Raw genomic sequence first — 18,543 nt, 5'->3', positions numbered from 1 at the left:
CTGCCTCGTCCCCCTGTTCAGGGGGACGAGGCAAACACCGGGCAAACGCCTGGGCAACGCTGCGGCTCGTTCCTCACGGGGGGCGCGGGCAACGCTTTCAGGGGCGCGGGGAACTGCGCGATCAACCACAACGAACCCGCACCCGCCAGTCGACCGAACCGGCCGAGCTCTTACGCGCCCCCCACGGCGGTGAGCAGCGCCAAGGGAGCCGCCGCCGACCGAGACTCCCGCACACACGCGTGCGGATAAGGCACAGGCTCCGCATGCGTATCCCGCCCATACCCGGCGATCACCTCAGGCAGCCGATGCCCCGCGGCCGTCGCCGCGTCGACCAGGGCGTGGGCCACCGTACGGGCCTCGTCATGCAGCCCGTACCGCGCCAGCCCCAACGCGATCAGCGCGTTGTCGTGCGGCCACACCGAACCCCGGTGGTACGACAGCGGGTGATACGCAGCCTGGCCCGCGGCCAGCGTCCGCACACCCCACCCCGAGAAGAAGTCCGGCTCCAGCAGCCGCCGGCCCACCAGCTCCCCGTACTCCTTGTCCAGCAGCCCCGACCACAGCAGATGCCCGGCGTCCGAGGCGAGCGCGTCCACCTGGTTGCCCTTGCCGTCCAGAGCCAGCGCCGGGAAGGACCGGTCCGGCATCCAGAAGTCCCGCTGGAAACGGTCCCGCAGATCACCGGCCGCCTGCTCCAGGAGCGCCGCGTACACCTCGTCCTCCCAGACCGTGCGCGCGACCCAGGCCGTGCGGCGCAGTGCGTCGTAGGCGTACCCCTGGGCGCCGGCCGCCATCACGGCCCCGGTCGCCCGGGTCCCGTCGGCGGAGCAGATCGCGCCGGGGGAGTCCTTCCAGTTCTGGTTGGCGAGGCCGCCCTGGTCGGCGCGGTAGACGAGGTAGCCGCGGGAGGTGAGCCCGCCGTGATCCAGCATCCAGCCGATCGCCGCACGCGCGTGGGGCTCCAGCCGGCGCGCGAGTGCCAGGTCCCCGGTCTGCTCGACATAGGCACCGAGCAGCACGAGGAACAGCGGGGTCGCGTCCACCGACCCGTAGTAGCGCCCGTACGGCACCTGTCCGAAGTGCGCCAGCTCCCCGTGCCGTACCTCGTGCACGATCTTGCCGGGCTGGGACACCGAGTCCACGCCGGTCTCGGTCGCCTGGGTGGCGGCGAGGGCGGGCAGCGTGGCGGCGGCGAGCTGCGGGCGGTAGGGGAGGGCGAACAGGGAGGTGAGCAGGGCGTCGCGGCCCAGCAGGGTCAGGAACCAGGGGGCGCCGGCCGCCGGTACGCGCAGCTCCTCGCCGTCCGGGCCGGTCGCGGTGACCTGCAGCGAGGCCAGGTCCGCGAGACCGCGTGCGCAGGCCGCCGCCAGCTCGGGCCAGCCGGTCGGGAAGGGCACGCCCTCCGCGAACTCCCCCTCCAGTGCGAGGAGCCGGGCGTTGGCGGCGGCGGGCGAGTCGGGAACACGGGGGCCCGGAACCGCTCCGTGCGGGCGGGCGGCCACCCGCAGCGCCAGTTCCGCGGTGCCGTGCGGCTCCAGTTCCAGTGTCCAGACCAGGCGCCGGGCGCCTGTGCCCGTCTCCTCGACGCCGTCCGGGGCGGGCTCGGCCGTCACCGTCGTACAGGAACGCCATTCACCGCGCTGGTAGCTGAACTCCACGCCGTCGTCGAGGACCTGGCGGGAGCGGGTGGCGCCGATCTTGGTGTAGGTGCGGTGGTCGGAGCGCAGCTCGAACTGGTCGGTGAAGTCGGCGTCCGCGGTGAGCGCGAGGCGGATCGTGGTCGGCACCGGGCGGTTGCTGGTCACCCGCAGCGACTCGACGAACGCGCTGTCACCGACGGCCTGCTCGCGGAAGATCGTGTACGCGGGCGGCTCCTGGCGTCCGCCGCGCGGGACCAGGACGCAGCGTGCCGTGTCGCCGTCGGCGACCGGTGTGAGCGACTCCGGCACCGCGCCGTCGACCGTCAGCTGCCAGCGGCTCAGATGCCGGGCATCGCGCACGAACAACCCGTCCGGGGAGCCCGACCCCCGTACGCCGCTGATGTCCCCCCCGTCGCCGACGGCCGCGAACGTCCCGCCGTGCACGAGCAGATGATGCCGGTCCGTCATGCCCGGTCGCCTCCCCTGACTTCCTCGTCGCTCCTGGCGAAGTCACTTCCGGCGCAGCCGCTTCTGCCGAAGTCGCCACTGCCGAGGTCGCTTCTGTCGACGTCGCTTCTGCCGACGTCACTTGTGTCGAACGTGCCGATGCCCGTGCGGGACACGCCGTGCCCGGGGCGCTCGTGGAGCAGGTCCAGCGCGAGCGCGGCGGTCCAGCCGAACCCCCTCGCGCCGCACGCCTCGCCGGTGAACGGGTCCACGTACTCGGCGAACCCGGAGGTGCCGGCGATGTCCAGGACGGCCTCCCGCAGCGCGTCGGCCCGCGACTGCTCGCCGTGTGTGCGCAGCCCCCGCTCCAGCAGCCAGCTCGTGTTGAACCAGGCCGGACCCCGCCAGTAGCGGTGCGGGTCGAAGGCCTCGCCGAGGAGGTCGTAGGAGGGGACGAGGCGGGTCGCGTCGCCGAGGCCGAAGTGCGGGCCGCAGGCCGTGCGGACGAGAGCGGCGGCCGTCTCGCGCGGGAGCGTGGGCAGCAGGAGCGGTACGAGGCCCGAGACGCTCCGCTCCCGGATCAGCTGCCCGCCGCGCACGTCCCGGCAGAAGAACATCCCCTCCGCCGGGTCCCAGAGTCTTTCGAGCAGCGCGCCCGTCAGGCGCTCCGCACGCGCGTGGCGGGCCGTGCCCGGCGCGCCCAGCTCGTGCGCGATCCGGGCCAGGGCGTGCTCGGAGGCGATGAGCAGCGCGTTGAAGGACGGGTCCTCGACCGCGAACTCGGCGCCGTGGTCGGCGTAACCGCGGTCCCGGTAGTCCGTCGCCAGCCGTACGTACCGCCCGTAGTCCAGATCCGTCGGCCGGTCCTCGGCGGCCCCGTGGTCGAGGTCGGCGCGGCGGAAGGAGCGGGCCGGCGCGGGTGTGATGCGGGCGAGCGGGGCGTCCCAGCAGGGGCTGTTGTCCATGCCCTGTTCCCAGGGGTGCACGACGGACGCCAGGCCGCCGCCGCCCAGGTCCCGCCGGTGCAGCAGATAGCGGTGCCAGGCGGCCAGCCGGGGATACACCCGGGTGAGGAAGCCGCGCGCACGGGACAGTCCCGGGTCGGCACAGTGCACCAGCCAGGCCGCCAGCGCGTGCACCGGTGGCTGCACGATGCCGGAGGTCTGTACGGTGCGCGGGGCGCCCGCAGCGCGCCCCGCGGTCGAGGAGCGCCAGAAGTCGGGGCTCGGGAAGTACGCGTCGAGGGGCACGGAGGGGTTGAAGACGATGTGCGGGATGCGGCCGTCCTCCCACTGGGCGGCCAGCAGCGTCTCCAGTTCCGTCTGGGCCCGTAACGGCGACAGGTGCCTGAGACCGATCGCGATGAAGGCCGAGTCCCAGGACCACTGGTGGGGATACAGGCTGCGCGAGGGGACCGTGGACGCTCCCGTCCAGTTGTCCGCCAGCACCCGGGCGGCCCTGACGTGCAGCGAACCCGGCGCGGCGGGTGGATCGTATGCAATGGGGTGCTGTGCGGCACGGCTGGTGAGTTGGGCAGTGCGATCCACTCGGGGCTCCCCGAAAGACGTGCGGTCGACCGGTTTAGTCGTGGCTACCGTAGAGTTACGTCTATTTAACACGCAAAACCCAGGATGTAATGCAAGCTTGAGAAACACAAGGGGGTGTGCATGACCGGACGGAGCCAGGCGAGCGCCGGAGATCTCCTCGAACTGGTGCGAAGCGGGCGTGCGACCACGCGCGGCGCGCTCCAGCAGGCCACCGGGCTGTCCCGCGCCACCGTCGGCCAGCGCCTCGACCGGCTCTTCCGTGCGGGCTGGCTGCGCGAGGGCGCCGGCGGCCCGGTCGACTCACCGCTCGGTGGCCGCCCCTCCATCACGCTGGAGTTCGACGACGAGCACGCCGTGGTCCTCGCCGCCGACCTCGACACCCGCCACGCCCGCGCCGCCCTCCTCACCCTGACCGGCGAGATCCTCGCCGAGCACTCCGGCATCCTCGTCATCGAGGACGGCCCGGACGCCGTGCTCGGTGAACTCGGCCGCTGGTTCGCCGAGTTGCTGGAGAAGGCCGGGCAGCGGGCGCAGTCGGTGTGCGGGATCGGACTCGCGGTGCCGGGGCCCGTCGACAGCGAGACCGGACGGGTCGTGCAGCCGCCGATGATGCCGGGCTGGGACGGCTACGACATAAGAGGCCGCCTCGCCAGATCCTTCACCGAGCACACGGGCGCAGGCACCGTGCCGGTGCTGGTGGACAACGACGCGAACCTCATGGCGTACGGCGAACAGCGCACGGGATACGCCGACTGCTCGGCGTTCGTGCTGGTCAAGGTGTCGACCGGCATCGGCGCCGGGGTCGTGGTCGACGGCTCGATCTACCGCGGCATCGACGGGGGCGCCGGCGACATCGGTCACATCCGGGTGGGCGCGGAGGCGCTGTGCCGGTGCGGGTCGTACGGCTGTCTGGCCGCCGTCGCGAGTGGCGGCGCCGTGGCGCGGCGGCTCGCGGAGGCGGGGGTGCCGGCCGCGTCCGGCTCGGACGTACGGGATCTGCTGGCGGCCGGGCACCCGGAGGCGGTCGGGCTCGCGCGGGAGGCGGGGCGGCAGGTCGGGGACGTGCTGGCGACCGTCGTCACGCTGCTCAACCCCGGAGTTCTGATGATCGCGGGGGATTTGGCCGGAACCGCATTCCTCACCGGTGTACGGGAGCTGCTGTACCAGCGGGCGCTGCCGCGCTCCACGGCTCATCTGGACGTCGTCACCTCGCGGCTCGGCGAGCGCGCCGGGCTGGTGGGGGCCGGTGCGCTGGTCGTGGAGTACCTGTATGCGCCGCAGCGGGCGGAGGAACGGCTGCTGGCGATGGGCGTGTGACGGCCGCGTTCTGCCCCGGTTTCTGTCCCGAAACGCGTCCGCATGGTGAAATCCGGCGCTCTGTGGGAGCGTGATTCTTGCCACCCTTGATAAGGGTTGCGCTCAGATGAGCGGATCTTGGGCGACTGCACTTCTCCAAGGGGTGGCACTCGGTGCCACCCCTTGATCGTTCATCGATCGAAATCAGACGTGCAGGAAGCCCGCTCATCTGAGCGTAATGCCGTGCTCATGGGCGGTCTTGCGTTCAAGAAGTGAAAACATCTGCCCGTCACCGCTTGCCAAGCTTTGACTTTCGATCCGCTGGCGGACGACTGGTTACGGGCGCATGACACGCGAGTAGACGTACCCAGACGCCTTTGATCTGGGTATGTTCCTCGCCGTCAGGGCAGCCACCGCGTCCTCGAGGGAGTCGAGACCGTGTCGGAAAACAAAGAACCCCATGTAGCGAAGTTCGTTTACGACTTCACCGAGGGAAACAAAGACCTCAAGGACCTCCTGGGTGGCAAGGGCGCGAACCTCGCCGAGATGACCAACCTGGGACTCCCCGTTCCTCCTGGCTTCACCATCACGACCGAAGCCTGCAAGGTCTACCTCGACAGCGGCGAGGAGCCGGCGGCACTGCGTGACGAGGTGAGTGCGCACCTCGACGCGCTGGAGCAGCGCATGGGCAAGAAGCTCGGCCAGGCCGACAACCCCCTGCTCGTCTCGGTCCGTTCCGGCGCGAAGTTCTCGATGCCCGGAATGATGGACACGGTCCTCAACATCGGGCTCTCCGACAAGTCCGTGAAGGGCCTCGCCGAGCAGGCCGGCGACGAGCGGTTCGCCTGGGACTCCTACCGGCGCCTCATCCAGATGTTCGGCAAGACGGTCCTCGGCGTCGAGGGCGACCTCTTCGAGGACGCGCTGGAGGCGGCGAAGACGGCCAAGAAGGTCACCGTCGACACCGAGCTGGAGGCGGCCGACCTCAAGAAGCTGGTCACCAAGTTCAAGAAGATCGTCAAGACCGAGGCCGGCCGGGACTTCCCGCAGGACCCGCGCGAGCAGATGGACCTCGCCATCAAGGCGGTCTTCGACTCCTGGAACGGCGACCGCGCCAAGCTCTACCGCCGCCAGGAGCGCATCCCGCACGACCTCGGCACCGCCGTCAACGTCTGTTCGATGGTCTTCGGCAACCTCGGCCCGGACTCCGGCACGGGCGTCGCCTTCACCCGCGACCCCGCCTCCGGCCACCAGGGCGTCTACGGCGACTACCTGCAGAACGCACAGGGCGAGGACGTGGTCGCGGGCATCCGCAACACCGTCCCGCTCGCTGAGCTGGAGCAGATCGACAAGAAGTCGTACGACCAGCTGATGCAGATCATGGAGACCCTTGAGAACCACTACAAGGATCTCTGCGACATCGAGTTCACCATCGAGCGCGGCCAGCTGTGGATGCTGCAGACCCGCGTCGGCAAGCGCACGGCGGGTGCGGCCTTCCGTATCGCCACGCAGCTCGTGGACCAGGGGCTGATCGACGAGACCGAGGCCCTGCAGCGCGTCAACGGCGCCCAGCTCGCCCAGCTGATGTTCCCGAAGTTCGACGAGCACGCGAAGGTCGAGCAGGTCGGCCGGGGCATCGCGGCCTCCCCGGGTGCGGCGGTCGGCAAGGCCGTCTTCGACTCGTACACCGCGGTGAAGTGGTCGCGTTCCGGCGAGAAGGTCATCCTGGTCCGCCGGGAGACCAACCCCGACGACCTCGACGGCATGATCGCGGCCGAGGGCATCCTGACCTCGCGCGGCGGCAAGACCTCCCACGCGGCCGTCGTCGCGCGCGGCATGGGCAAGACCTGTGTCTGCGGTGCCGAGGAGCTCGAGGTCGACACCAAGCGGCGGCGGATGACCGTGCCCGGCGGACACGTCGTGGAGGAGGGCGACCTCATCTCCATCGACGGCTCCAGCGGCAAGGTCTACCTGGGCGAGGTCCCGGTGGTGCCCTCCCCGGTCGTCGAGTACTTCGAGGGCCGGATGCACGCCGGCGCCAACGACGCCGACGAACTCGTCGAGGCCGTCCACCGGATCATGGCCTTCGCCGACCGCAAGCGCCGGCTGCGGGTGCGCGCCAACGCGGACAACGCCGAGGACGCGCTGCGCGCCCGTCGCTTCGGCGCCCAGGGCATCGGTCTGTGCCGTACGGAGCACATGTTCCTCGGCGACCGGCGTGAGCTGGTGGAGAAGCTGATCCTGGCCGACACGGACGCCGAGCGCGAGGAGTCCCTGAAGGAGCTGCTCCCGCTGCAGAAGCAGGACTTCGTGGAGCTGTTCTCCGCGATGGACGGCCTGCCCGTCACGGTCCGCCTCCTGGACCCGCCCCTGCACGAGTTCCTGCCCGACATCACCGAGCTGTCGGTCCGGGTCGCCCTCGCCGAGGCCCGCAAGGACCCGCACGAGAACGAGCTGCGGCTGCTGCAGGCGGTCCACCGCCTGCACGAGCAGAACCCGATGCTGGGCCTGCGCGGCGTGCGCCTCGGCCTGGTCATCCCCGGTCTGTTCACCATGCAGGTACGGGCGATCGCCGAGGCCGCGGCCGAGCGCAAGAACGCCAAGGGCGACCCGCGCGCCGAGATCATGATTCCGCTCGTCGGCACGGTGCAGGAGCTGGAGATCGTCCGCGAGGAGGCCGACCAGGTCATCGCGGAGGTCGAGGCGGCGACGGGTACCCAGCTCAAGCTGGCCATCGGCACGATGATCGAGCTCCCGCGCGCGGCCCTCACGGCCGGCCAGATCGCGGAGGCGGCGGAGTTCTTCTCCTTCGGCACCAACGACCTCACCCAGACGGTGTGGGGCTTCTCCCGGGACGACGTGGAGGCCTCGTTCTTCACCGCCTACCTGGAGAAGGGCATCTTCGGGGTGTCGCCCTTCGAGACGATCGACAAGGACGGCGTGGGCTCGCTGGTCGCCGCCGCGGTGAAGGCGGGCCGCGAGACCCGTCCCGACCTGAAGCTCGGCGTCTGCGGCGAGCACGGCGGTGACCCGGAGTCGGTCCACTTCTTCCACGAGGTGGGTCTCGACTACGTCTCCTGCTCACCGTTCCGGATCCCGGTGGCCCGCCTGGAGGCGGGACGCGCCGCCACCCAGTCGGCGGGCAGCGACCACCGGTAGGCCCTACGGCCACGAAGGCCCCGGAGCCGCCGCCCGTCCCCGACCCTCAATACCGATGGGCGGCGGCTCCGGATCACCAAAGGAGGGGCGGCACCTGTGCGGAGGTGCCGCCCCTTCGGGCTGCTCAGAGGGCGCCCTGGGTGTTCACCGGGCCGACCTGGAAGAGGTGCGAGCAGATCGTCCAGGAGGCCGGGACGAGCACCGCCTGGTACGAGGCCGGTGGGTAGATGCGCAGATAGGTGCCGGTGCGCAGACAGGGCCCGCCGATGGGGCCGTTGGTCGTACGGATCACCGCGGAGACGGAGTGGGCGGGGGCGAGGACCACGGTGGCGAAGGGCCGGCCGCTGTGCGTGGCCGCCGGGCCGATCTGCCGGTGCGCCGGGTCCAGGACGCTGACGCCCGGATAACCGCGCAGGGTGCAGCTCGTCGCACTGGTGTTGGTGAACCGGATCGGCCAGTACACCGAGCCCGCCGCGCCCTCCTTGCGCCCCATGGAGACGTAGAGGTCGCTCACGGCGCAGGTACGCAGGCCCTGTGCCGCCGTCGCCGTCCCTGCCGTCGCGCTCCATGCCGCTCCGGCGCCCGCGAGCCCCAGGAGGCCCGCGGACAGAAGGGCGGCTACGCCGCGTCGGGATCGTCGCTGAGAGTGAACAAACATGGCATATCCGCCTCCGTCGGGCGAATGGGTGGATGTGTACGTTCTGTTGGATGAGTGCCCAGCGGAAAAAGTTGTACCGGGCGGCCGAGGAACCCCTCGGGCGACATGCCGGACCCCTCTCCTACGCTGGGAAGCACCCGCACCCGGAGGGAGCCCGCCCATGCCCGGCTGGAACGAGAAGGCCGTCCCCGACCAGCGCGGGCGCATCGCCGTCGTCACCGGGGCCAACAGCGGACTCGGGTACGTCGTCGCGCGGGAACTGGCGCGCAAGGGGGCGCGGGTTGTCCTCGCATGCCGGAGCGAGGCGCGGGGAAACGCGGCGGCGGACCGGATCGTGGGTGAAGTGCCGGGAGCGATCGCGGAGTTCGCGCGGCTGGATCTCGGGGACCTGGGCTCCGTACGGGAGTTCGCGGCCTCGTACCGCTACGACTACCTCGATCTGCTGGTCAACAACGCCGGGGTGATGGCGCTGCCCTACGGGACCACGGCGGACGGGTTCGAGACGCAGTTCGGGGTCAACCACCTCGGGCACTTCGCGCTCACCGGGCTGCTGCTGCCGACGCTGCTCGCCACCGCCGGCGCCCGCGTGGTGAGCGTCTCCAGCGAGATGCACGCCGTGGCCAACATCGACATCGGCGACCTCAACAGCGAGCGCCGCTACCGGCGTTGGATCGCCTACGCCCGCTCCAAGACCGCCAATCTGCTCTTCGTCCACGAGCTCGCGCGCCGGCTCGCGGCGCACGGCGCGGACGTGGTGGCGGCCGCGGCCCATCCCGGGTACGCGGCCACCAACCTGCAGGGCGCCGCGCCCCGCATGGAGGGGCGCAGGCTCGTCGGGCGGGTGATGGAGCTCGGCAACCGGGTCTTCGCGCAGTCCGCGGAGGCCGGCGCGCTGCCCGTCCTGTACGCGGCCACGGCGCCGGACGTGCGGCCGGACTCCTTCACCGGACCGTCGTTCATGATGTGGCGCGGGGCGCCCGCCCCGTCCTGGCGGGCGCCGTGGACGCTCAACGACGCGGCGGGAGAACGGCTTTGGGCCGCGTCCGAGCGGCTCACCGGGGTGGCGTACGACGCGTTGAAAGGGTGACCGGGCACGTCCCGTGAGCCGTCGTGTTGCGGGCCTCCGTGCTCGATGCGACGGTGTACCGGGGGGCGATGCCGACGGCCTGGCGAAGGGAATCCTTGCAGGTCACGGCAGTACGCGTCGATCCACGCGACCGATCCGCGCCCCCTTTGTCCGGCGCTGACCCTGCGTGTCCCGACGTGTGTCCACGAACGGGGGGAGCAGCGCACAGAAAGCGGGAAATTCAATGGCGAACGGACCCATGGACAGGCGCGCCTTCGGCGAGCACCCCGATCGGCCCCACCCCCGATTCGAAGGCCAGGGAGCGGAGTACACCGGCCGGTACGTGGTGTTGCTCGACCAGAGCAACCAGGAGAGCGGGTTGAACGCGCTGCGTTCCTCCGCAGACATCGCGTCCGTCGAACGTGTCCGCGGAACCGACGTCGAGAACGTCGCGGAACTCCTCGAGCGCCCCGACGTCTCGGTGCACTTCGAGGAACTCGGCGCGGCCGTCGTCGAGGTACGGCCCGAGCAGCGTCATGCGCTGGTGACCACGGCGGAGCGGGAGTCGTCGATCATCGCGGCGGAGCCCGAGCGCAAGGTGTACGCCTTCCCGATCACCGCCCCGACACTGGCGCCGACCGAGTTCTACCCGGCCTACCGCAGTGACGAGGACGTGGTCGGTCGCCACTCCCGGGCCGAGATGGCCGCCGCCCAGGGTCCGGCCTGGGACGAGCAGAACTGCACCTGGGGCCTGCAGGCGATCCGGGCCCATCTGTCCCAGCTGACCGGACGGGACGTGAAGATCGCCGTGCTGGACACCGGCGTGGACACCGACCATCCGGACTTCTCCGGCCGCCTCGAGGCGACGGCCTCGTTCGTCCCCGGCGAGCCCGTCAAGGACGGCCACGGCCACGGCACGCACTGCATCGGCACCGCCGCGGGCCCCGCCCATCCCCAGCAGGGACCCCGGTACGGGGTGGCCTGCGAGGCCCGGATCCTCGCGGCGAAGGTGCTCGACAACCAGGGCTCCGGCAGCGACGGCCAGATCCTGGCGGGCATGGCCTGGGCCGTGGCCCACGGCGCGAAGGTGATCTCCATGTCGCTGGGCGCGCCGGTCCAGCCGGGTGAGCTCTTCCCGCAGACGTACGAGAGGCTGGCCCAGCGCGCGCTGGAACGCGGGACGGTGATCGTCGCCGCCGCGGGCAACGACAGCCACCGGCCCACGGAGGTCTGGCCCGTGAGCCGGCCGGCCAACTGTCCGTCCATCCTCGCGGTGGGTGCGCTGGACAAGGCGATCAGGACGCCGTTCTTCTCCAACGGCGCCATCAACGGGCAGGGCGGCGAGGTCGACATCGCCGCGCCCGGCTGGCAGGTGTTCTCGGCCAAGCCCGGCGGCGGGCAGCAGGAGATGAGCGGTACCAGCATGGCCACCCCGCACGTGGCCGGTGTCCTGGCACTGCTCGCCCAGGCGAACCCCAACGCCTCCGCCAAGGAGCTGTGGAACGCCCTGCAGGCCGGTGCCTACCCGCTGATGCAGTCGAGCAAGGACGTCGGCGCGGGCCTCCTGCAGGCCCCGTGACCGAGTCGTCCCACTCCGCTCCGGTCGGGGTCGTCCTCGCGGTCGACCCCGACCGGTTCGCGGAGGTCGTCGCGGCCCTGCGGCGGGCCGGTCTCACGGTCACGGGCGAGCAGCCGATCCTCGGCACGCTCTCGGGCACCGTCGCGGAGGACCGGATCCCCGCCCTGGAAGCGGTCGACGGCGTGGACGCCGTCGACCGGGAACTCACCATCCAACTCCCGCCCCCGGACGAGCCGATCCAGTGATCCCATCCGGTCAGGCCGTCGCCCCGCTGCCGGCCACCAGGTCCGCCCAGCAAGTCCTTCTGCGCCCCCCGGACAGGCGGGTCCAGTGACCCACCGGTCAGGCCGTCGCCCCGCTGTCCACCACCAGGTCTCGTGCCCCCCACCGATGCCGCGTCGTGGGAGGTCGGGTAGAGGACGGCGGCCACTTCCTGCGTCGCGGGGAGGTGGCCGAGGGGAGGGTGGCTTGCACGCGTTCGGTGCGGTCCGTCTGTGTCTTCTGGGTGGGCGGACCCAGTGATCCCATCCGGTCAGGCCGTCGCCTCGCTGCCGGCCACCAGGTCCGCCCAGCAAGTCCTTCTGCGCCCCCCGGACAGGCGGGTCCAGTGACCCACCGGTCAGGCCGTCGCCCCGCTGTCCACCACCAGGTCCGTGCCCACCACCGATGCGGCGTCGTCGGAGGCCAGGTAGAGGACGGCGGCGGCCACTTCCTGCGTGGCGGAGAGGCGGCCGAGGGGGAGGGTGGTCCGGACCCGTTCGGTGCGGTCCGCCTCCGTCTCGCCCGGGCGCAGGGACATGGGGGTGTCGGTGGCGCCGGGGCTGACCACGTTGATGCGGACGCCGTCCCGGATGTGGTCCAGGGCGGCGCCCCTGCTGAGCGCGGCGACGGCGGCCTTGGAGGCGGCGTACGCGGCGGCTCCGGGGATGCGGGCGTGCGCACCGAAGGTGGAGGCGACGTTCACGATCGCGCCGCCGGACGGCTGGGTGCGCATCCGGCGGATCTGGGCCTGGAGGGCGAGGAAGACGCCGGTGACATTGATGTCGAGCTGGGTGTGCCAGTCGGCCTCCGGCAGCTCGGCGAGCGGGCCGCCGCCCCGGAACACGCCCGCGTTGTTGACCGCCACGTCGAGCGAGCCGAAGGCTTCGACGGCCGTCTCCACCAGCGCCTGGTTGTCGGCGGCGGCCGACACGTCGGCGGTGGCCGCCAGCGCCTTGCCGCCCCGGTCCTCGATCAGCCGGACCGTCTCGTCGAGGGGTTCCCTCCGGCGTCCTGCCACGACGACCCGGGCGCCCTCCGCCGCGAACGCGAGCGCGATCGCCCGTCCGATGCCGGAGCCCGCGCCGGTGACAAGCGCGGTGGGGTCCGCGAAGCGTCCGCCGGCGGTGTGAGCCGTGCTGGTCATGATCTCCCCTTTTTTGACCGATCGGTTCAGTATGAAGCCGTAGAAAACGCCCCTCGGAGGAGGGGCGTTCCCGGAGTCTCAGTCGAGCAGGGCCAGCGCCTGCTCCGCCGCGTCCCGGACCCTGGCCGGATCGGCGGACGCCTTGCCGACCACCCGCAGGCCCTGCAGCAGCACCAGCAGCATCCGGGCGAGGGCGAGCGGATCGCGGCCGGCGGGCAGCTCGCCCTGGGCCTGCGCGCGGACCAGGGCCGAGTGCAGCACGGTCTCCAGATGGTCCCAGTTGCGCTCGACGCGCCGGGCGGCCGCCGCGTCGTGCGGGGCGAGTTCGCTCGCCGTGTTGGTGACCAGGCAACCGTTCAGGCGCAGTTGCCCGTCGGCCGCCTCGGTGGCGTAGCGCCGTACGAGTGCCCGTACGGCGGGCAGGGCAGGACCCGGCTGGGACAGCTCCCGCACGATCGGCGGGAGCCCGGCCCGGTCGTAGCGCTCCAGCGCCTTCAGGTACAGCTCGTGTTTGCTGCCGAAGGTCGCGTAGAGGCTGGCGCGGCCGATGCCCAGATGGTCCACCAGGTCGGACATCGACGTCGCCTCGTAGCCGCGCCGCCAGAACAGCTCCAGGGCCGACTGCAGCGCGGCATCGGGATCGAACTCCTTGGTCCTGGCCATGTGGCGCAGCCTAGAAGCAACGAGAACGATCGGTCAAGAAATCCCGAGGCGGGAGCTTACGCCGCGCGTACCTGGTACGTCGCGATCCGCACCGACTCGTCGTCCAGGCACTGCCCCGTCAGCAGGTCGAACCGCTGCTTCAGCAGGGGCGAGGCGACGAACGGACGGCCCTTGTGGGTGCCCGTCAGGCCACGGGAGAGGACCGCCGCGCCGCCGAAGGGGTCGCGGTTGTCGATGGCGTACAGCTCGCCGTTGCGGTCGCGGAACAGGGCGGCCTGGCGGCCGTCGGGCAGCAGCGCGGCCACGCCGCGGCCGGGGAGCAGCTGGTTGAGTTCGCAGACCGCGAACCAGTCGTCGTCCAGCTGCAGTTCGACCTTGAGGTCGGTGGTCTCGGGTGCCAGGGTCATCGCTGGGCGCTTCCTTCCAGGAGGTCTTCAGAGGGGCGCATGCCGATGGACAGCAGCGGCAGGTCGGGCTTGATCTGGTCGCGCTCCGGGACGAAGCCCACGACCGGGTCCGGGGTGTCGGGCGCGTTCACGAAGGACACGAACCGGGCCAGCTTGTCCGGGTTGTTGATGGTGGTCGCCCACTCGTCGGCGTAGTTCGCCACGTGGTCCGCCATCAGGGACTCCAGCTCCTCGCAGATGCCGAGGGAGTCCTCCACCACCACGTCGCGTACGTGGTCCAGGCCGCCGGGGATGCGCTCCAACCAGGTCGAGGTGCGCTCCAGGCGGTCGGCGGTGCGGATGTAGAACATCAGGAAACGGTCGATCAGGCGGACCAGTTCGGCGTCGGAGAGGTCCTGCGCGAGCAGGTCCGCGTGGCGCGGGGTGGCGCCGCCGTTGCCGCCGACGTACAGGTTCCAGCCGTTGGACGTGGCGATCACGCCGAAGTCCTTCGACTGGGCCTCGGCGCACTCGCGGGCGCACCCGGAGACCGCCGACTTCAGCTTGTGCGGCGACCGGAGGCCCCGGTAGCGCAGCTCCAGGTCGATCGCCATGCGGACGGAGTCCTGGACGCCGTAGCGGCACCAGGTCTGGCCCACGCAGGACTTGACGGTGCGCAGGGCCTTTCCGTAGGCGTGGCCGGACTCGAAGCCGGCGTCCACCAACCGGGCCCAGATCAGCGGGAGTTGCTCGACGCGGGCGCCGAACATGTCGATCCGCTGTCCGCCGGTGATCTTCGTGTAGAGGCCGAAGTCACGGGCGATCTCACCGATCACGATGAGGCCCTCGGGGGTGATCTCACCGCCGGGGATGCGCGGGACGACCGAGTACGAGCCGTTCTTCTGCAGGTTGGCGAGGAAGTGGTCGTTGCTGTCCTGGAGGGCCGCCTGCTCGCCGTCCAGGACATAGCCGCTCGCGCCGATCGTCGGGGCGAGGGAGGCGATGATCGAGGCGACCGCCGGCTTGCAGATCTCGCAGCCGTCGCCGCCCCTGGCCTCGGCGCGGCCGTAGCGGTCCAGCAGGTCCTGGTAGGTGTTGATGCGCAGGGCGAGGACGATCTCGTAGAGCTCCTCGCGGGTCTGCGAGAAGCAGCCGCACAGGCCCTTGTCGACCTCGACGCCGGACGCCTCCAGCTCGGCCGTGACCAGCTGGCCCAGCACCTTGACGCAACTGCCGCAGGTCGTACCGGCCTTGGTGCACTTCTTCACCTCGGGCACGGTGGTGCACTGGTGGTCGGTGACCGCGGCGCGGATGGTGCCCTTGCGGACGTTGTTGCAGGAGCAGATGATCGCGTCGTCCGGCAGCGCGGTCGGACCCAGCTGCACCGACTCACCGGCGCCGGCGGGCAGCACCAGCGACTCGGGCGAGACCGGCGGCACCGAACCGGTGAAGGCCTTCAGCGTGCCGTACGCCTCCGCGTCACCGACCAGGATGCCGCCGAGCAGCGTGCCGTCCCGGCCGATGACCAGCTTCTTGTACAGGCCCGCGCGGGAGTCGGAGTAGACGACGTCCAGGCAGTCCTCGGTGGTGCCGTGCGCGTCGCCGAAGGACGCCACGTCCACGCCGAGCAGCTTCAGCTTGGTGGAGAGGTCGGCGCCGGTGAACGTCAATTGCTCGGTCTCGTCCTCGGCGATGGTCGCGGCGGCCGTCTCGGCCTGCTCGTAACCGGGGGCGACCAGGCCGTACACCCGGCCGTCGGAGGCCAGCGCGCACTCGCCGATCGCGAAGACGTGCGGGTCGGAGACCGTACGGCACTGCTCGTCGACGGTGATGCCGCCGCGCTCGCCGACCGTCAGGCCGCAGTCGCGGGCCAACTGGTCGCGGGGGCGGACACCGGCGGAGAACACCACCAGGTCGGTGGCGAGTTCGGAGCCGTCGGAGAGCTTCATGCCGATGACCGCGCCGTCCTCGCCGACGACGATCTCCTGGGTGCCGACGCCCGTGTGGACGGTCAGGCCCATCTCCTCGATGGTGCGCAGGAGAGCGGCGCCGCCGCCCTCGTCGACCTGCACCGGCATCAGACGCGGCGCGAACTCCACGATGTGGGAGGTGAGTCCGAGGCCCTTCAGCGCACCCGCGGCCTCGAGACCGAGCAGACCGCCGCCGACCACCGCACCGGTCGTCGCCTTCGTCCTGGCGTACTCCTCGATCGCGAGGAGGTCCTCGATCGTGCGGTAGACGAAACAGCCCTCGGCGTCCTTGCCCGGGACCGGCGGCACGAAGGGGTACGAGCCGGTGGCCAGCACGAGGGTGTCGTACTCGAAGACCTGACCGGACTTCGCGGTCACCTTCTTCGCGTCACGGTCGACCGTCTCCGCCGGGTCTCCGACATACAGCTCGATGCCGTGGTCGTTGATGAACTCCATGTCGGTCATGGAGAGCTCCTCGGGCGTCTTGCCCGAGAAGTACGAGGTGAGCGCCACGCGGTCGTACGCGGGACGAGGCTCCTCGCACAGCACGACCACGCGGTGCGTGGCGGTCAGGCCGCGCGCGGCGAGCGCTTCGAGGAAGCGCTGGCCGACCATGCCATGGCCGACGAGCACGATCGTGGGGGTAGCCCCGCGAGTGGCGGACATCAGGAGCCTCCATCGTTGGTGAGCAGGTGGAGCAGAGGGGCACCGTCGGCGGGGAGCGGCTCTGCCCCCTCCCAGGCGCGGGCGAGTGCGCCGACGGTGCCGAGTTCGCCGACGAGGACCCCGCCGACCAGGCGGTCGTCGCGGACGACGACCTTGCGGTAGGTGCCACGGGTGGCGTCGGCCAGCTGGACGACGTCGTCGCCTGGCCGGGCCTCCGTCTCGCCGAACGCGGCGAGGTCGAAGGGGGAGCCGTGCCCGGCGAGCGTGAGCCGGGTCAGGGCACGGGTGCCGGTGTAGCGGGCGCTCGTGCGGCCGGACAGCAACTCGGCCAGGACTTCCGCCTGTTCGAGCGCCGGCGTGGCCAGCCCGTACACCTCGCCGTCGTGCTGGACGCAGTCGCCGATGGCCCGGATGTGCGGGTCGGAGGTGCGCAGCTCGTCGTCGACGACGATGCCCTTGCGCACCTCGAGACCCGCGATCTGCGCGAGGCCCACACGGGGGTGCACCCCGCAGGCCAGCACCACCAGGTCCGCGTCGAGGGCGTACCCGTCGTGCATCTCGACCGAGCGGACCGCGCCGCCCACGCAGCGCACGTCGCGCACCCGGCACTCGGTGTGGATCTCGACGCCGAGGTCCTTGAGGTGCCGCTGCACGAGCTTCGAGGCGCTCGGGTCGAGCTGGCGCTCCATGAGCCGCTCGCCCTGCTGGGCGAGGACGACCTGGGCGCCGCGCCGGGCGAGCGCGCGGGCGGCGGAGACCCCGAGGAGCCCGCCGCCGATGACGACCGCCTTCACCCCGGGCCGTACGGCCTTCGACAGGCCCAGGCAGTCGTCCATGGTCCGGAACGCGTGCACACCCTCGGGCAGCACGTGGTCCGGGGTGAACAGTCCGCGCAGGGGCGGGAGCACGGGGTTGGATCCGGTGGCCAGGACCAGCGTGTCGTATGCGATCTTCGAGCCGTCCGCGCACTCGACGGTCCGATCCTCGCGGTCGATGCCGGTGACCCGGGCGCGGATCAGCTCCGCGGGCGCAGGCAGCGCGATCACCTCGGGGCTGTACCGTCCCGCCAGCACTTCGGCGAGCAGCACCCTGTTGTACGGGCGGTGCTCCTCCTCGCCGATCAGCGTCACGGGTGTGCCGAGCTCACCGAGCCGCCGGGCGAGACGGACGCCCGCGAGGCCGGCGCCGATCACCACCACACGCGTATTCGAGGTCATGTCCAGGAGCGTGCGATGCCGGTGTTACCCGGCAGCATCACATCTGTTTCCCGCGAGGAACGCTGCCCTCAGCTCAGGCCCGCCGGGGGTGTGAGGGTTCGGAGTGCACGTCGGGGGCGTGATGTGAGGTGGCGGCGGCTTCGGCACCGCCGCCCGCCGGGTTCCGTGCAGGCACCATCGTCTACGACGCCCTGGTCGCGGGCAGCCCGAAAACGGGTGGGGAGCGTTCCGCTCGTTCCTCTACGGTGGCCCGATGGCGACCCAGGTGATCGTGCTCAACGGCGGCTCCAGCTCCGGCAAGTCCGGGATCGTGCGGTGTCTGCAGGAGGTGCTGCGGGAACCGTGGCTGGTGTTCGCGATCGACACGCTGGTCGACTCGATGCCCGCGTCCCTGCAGGCCTCGCTCGTCGCGCCGGACGGCGGGGTGAGCGTCGGGCCCGAGTTCCGGAGGCTTCAGACGGCGTGGATGGAGGGTGTCGCGGCCACCGTCCGCGCGGGCGCCCCGGTCATCGTCGACGACGTGTTCCTCGGCGGCGGGCAGTCCCAGGAGGGCTGGCGGAAGGTTCTCGTCGGCCTGGACGTCCTGTGGGTCGGCGTGCGCTGCGAGGCCGCGGTGGCCGCGGGCCGGGAGATCGCGCGGGGCGACCGGGTGCGGGGCATGGCCGAGCGGCAGGCGGAACTGGTCCACCGGGATGTCGACTACGACGTCGAGGTGGACACCACGCACACGGAGTCGCTGGACTGCGCACGGGCCATCGCGGGGGCGGTGCTCGGCGGCTGGCGGTAGTCGTGCTCAGTGGCTTGCGGTGAGGTGCGTGAGGGCGACGATCCGTTCCCTGTTGCA

Annotated in this window: 14 protein-coding genes; 6 read left to right on the top strand and 8 right to left on the bottom strand. The window is 71.4% G+C overall.

Translation table 11 applies throughout. From position 1 onward, the window contains the following. Positions 1-170 precede the first annotated feature (170 nt). Positions 171-2,108 carry a glycogen debranching N-terminal domain-containing protein gene (locus ACFY1E_RS02180; protein ID WP_389070334.1) on the bottom strand — a complete coding sequence of 646 codons (1,938 nt, stop codon included), beginning with the start codon at positions 2,106-2,108 and terminating at the stop codon, positions 171-173. Beyond that, complete coding sequence (locus ACFY1E_RS02175; RefSeq protein WP_389070332.1) at positions 2,105-3,634, bottom strand: trehalase family glycosidase; 1,530 nt, start codon at positions 3,632-3,634, stop codon at positions 2,105-2,107. The genes ACFY1E_RS02180 and ACFY1E_RS02175 overlap by 4 nt, the downstream gene beginning before the upstream one ends. A 120-nt stretch (positions 3,635-3,754) precedes the next feature. Between ACFY1E_RS02175 and ACFY1E_RS02170 the strand changes: the two genes are divergently transcribed. Beyond that, complete coding sequence (locus tag ACFY1E_RS02170; RefSeq protein ID WP_389070330.1) at positions 3,755-4,951, top strand: ROK family protein; 1,197 nt, start codon at positions 3,755-3,757, stop codon at positions 4,949-4,951. 417 nt (positions 4,952-5,368) lie between these two features. Next, positions 5,369-8,089 (top strand): pyruvate, phosphate dikinase, encoded by a 2,721-nt coding sequence (gene ppdK / locus ACFY1E_RS02165; RefSeq protein ID WP_389070328.1) that lies wholly within the window; start codon positions 5,369-5,371, stop codon positions 8,087-8,089. Between the two features lie 124 nt (positions 8,090-8,213). On the opposite strand, the gene ACFY1E_RS02160 is transcribed toward ppdK, so the two are convergent. Then, positions 8,214-8,747, bottom strand: coding sequence for a DUF4232 domain-containing protein (locus ACFY1E_RS02160; RefSeq protein ID WP_389070326.1), 534 nt, complete (start codon positions 8,745-8,747; stop codon positions 8,214-8,216). A 160-nt stretch (positions 8,748-8,907) separates the two neighbouring features. On the opposite strand from ACFY1E_RS02160, the gene ACFY1E_RS02155 reads away from it, so the two are divergent. The 3 genes from ACFY1E_RS02155 (at position 8,908) to ACFY1E_RS02145 (ending at position 11,637) form a co-directional block, all read left to right on the top strand. Continuing rightward, on the top strand, positions 8,908-9,834 hold the full coding sequence (locus ACFY1E_RS02155) for an oxidoreductase (protein WP_389070324.1): 927 nt from the start codon (positions 8,908-8,910) through the stop codon (positions 9,832-9,834). Between the two features lie 223 nt (positions 9,835-10,057). Then, positions 10,058-11,392, top strand: a complete 1,335-nt coding sequence (locus ACFY1E_RS02150) for a S8 family serine peptidase (protein ID WP_389070321.1) — start codon at positions 10,058-10,060, stop codon at positions 11,390-11,392. Next, complete coding sequence (locus ACFY1E_RS02145) at positions 11,389-11,637, top strand: hypothetical protein (RefSeq protein ID WP_123964970.1); 249 nt, start codon at positions 11,389-11,391, stop codon at positions 11,635-11,637. Before ACFY1E_RS02150 ends, ACFY1E_RS02145 begins: the two co-directional genes overlap by 4 nt. 374 nt (positions 11,638-12,011) lie before the next feature. Here ACFY1E_RS02145 and ACFY1E_RS02140 read toward each other — a convergent pair whose 3' ends face one another. The 5 genes from ACFY1E_RS02140 to ACFY1E_RS02120 all read right to left on the bottom strand — a co-directional run bounded on the left by ACFY1E_RS02140 (position 12,012) and on the right by ACFY1E_RS02120 (position 17,699). Then, positions 12,012-12,797, bottom strand: coding sequence for an SDR family NAD(P)-dependent oxidoreductase (locus tag ACFY1E_RS02140; RefSeq protein ID WP_389070319.1), 786 nt, complete (start codon positions 12,795-12,797; stop codon positions 12,012-12,014). A gap of 78 nt (positions 12,798-12,875) precedes the next feature. Further along, positions 12,876-13,460 carry a TetR/AcrR family transcriptional regulator gene (locus tag ACFY1E_RS02135; protein ID WP_389070317.1) on the bottom strand — a complete coding sequence of 195 codons (585 nt, stop codon included), beginning with the start codon at positions 13,458-13,460 and terminating at the stop codon, positions 12,876-12,878. A 56-nt stretch (positions 13,461-13,516) separates the two neighbouring features. Then, a complete protein-coding gene (nirD, locus tag ACFY1E_RS02130; protein ID WP_389070315.1) occupies positions 13,517-13,867 on the bottom strand; it encodes a nitrite reductase small subunit NirD in 351 nt (116 codons plus the stop codon). Further along, positions 13,864-16,482 (bottom strand): nitrite reductase large subunit NirB, encoded by a 2,619-nt coding sequence (gene nirB, locus ACFY1E_RS02125; protein WP_389070312.1) that lies wholly within the window; start codon positions 16,480-16,482, stop codon positions 13,864-13,866. The genes nirD and nirB overlap by 4 nt, the downstream gene beginning before the upstream one ends. Next, complete coding sequence (locus ACFY1E_RS02120; protein WP_389070310.1) at positions 16,482-17,699, bottom strand: NAD(P)/FAD-dependent oxidoreductase; 1,218 nt, start codon at positions 17,697-17,699, stop codon at positions 16,482-16,484. Before ACFY1E_RS02120 ends, nirB begins: the two co-directional genes overlap by 1 nt. Positions 17,700-17,952: 253 nt before the next feature. On the opposite strand from ACFY1E_RS02120, the gene cpt reads away from it, so the two are divergent. Beyond that, on the top strand, positions 17,953-18,486 hold the full coding sequence (gene cpt, locus ACFY1E_RS02115; protein ID WP_389070307.1) for a chloramphenicol phosphotransferase CPT: 534 nt from the start codon (positions 17,953-17,955) through the stop codon (positions 18,484-18,486). The last annotated feature ends 57 nt before the right edge of the window (positions 18,487-18,543 follow it).

The sequence above is a fragment of the Streptomyces sp. NPDC001604 genome (genome assembly GCF_042893475.1).
In the GTDB taxonomy this organism is placed as follows: Bacteria; Actinomycetota; Actinomycetes; order Streptomycetales; family Streptomycetaceae; genus Streptomyces.
This window is presented reverse-complemented; position numbering and strand designations above follow the sequence as displayed.

Coding starts and splice junctions, on each gene's coding strand:
- nirB (WP_389070312.1), bottom strand. CDS start 16,482: ATGTCCGCCACTCGCGGGGCTACCCCCACGATCGTGCTCGTCGGCCAT.
- nirD (WP_389070315.1), bottom strand. CDS start 13,867: ATGACCCTGGCACCCGAGACCACCGACCTCAAGGTCGAACTGCAGCTG.
- ACFY1E_RS02160 (WP_389070326.1), bottom strand. CDS start 8,747: ATGTTTGTTCACTCTCAGCGACGATCCCGACGCGGCGTAGCCGCCCTT.
- ACFY1E_RS02170 (WP_389070330.1), top strand. CDS start 3,755: ATGACCGGACGGAGCCAGGCGAGCGCCGGAGATCTCCTCGAACTGGTG.
- ACFY1E_RS02180 (WP_389070334.1), bottom strand. CDS start 2,108: ATGACGGACCGGCATCATCTGCTCGTGCACGGCGGGACGTTCGCGGCC.
- ACFY1E_RS02120 (WP_389070310.1), bottom strand. CDS start 17,699: ATGACCTCGAATACGCGTGTGGTGGTGATCGGCGCCGGCCTCGCGGGC.
- cpt (WP_389070307.1), top strand. CDS start 17,953: ATGGCGACCCAGGTGATCGTGCTCAACGGCGGCTCCAGCTCCGGCAAG.
- ACFY1E_RS02135 (WP_389070317.1), bottom strand. CDS start 13,460: ATGGCCAGGACCAAGGAGTTCGATCCCGATGCCGCGCTGCAGTCGGCC.
- ACFY1E_RS02140 (WP_389070319.1), bottom strand. CDS start 12,797: ATGACCAGCACGGCTCACACCGCCGGCGGACGCTTCGCGGACCCCACC.
- ACFY1E_RS02150 (WP_389070321.1), top strand. CDS start 10,058: ATGGCGAACGGACCCATGGACAGGCGCGCCTTCGGCGAGCACCCCGAT.
- ACFY1E_RS02155 (WP_389070324.1), top strand. CDS start 8,908: ATGCCCGGCTGGAACGAGAAGGCCGTCCCCGACCAGCGCGGGCGCATC.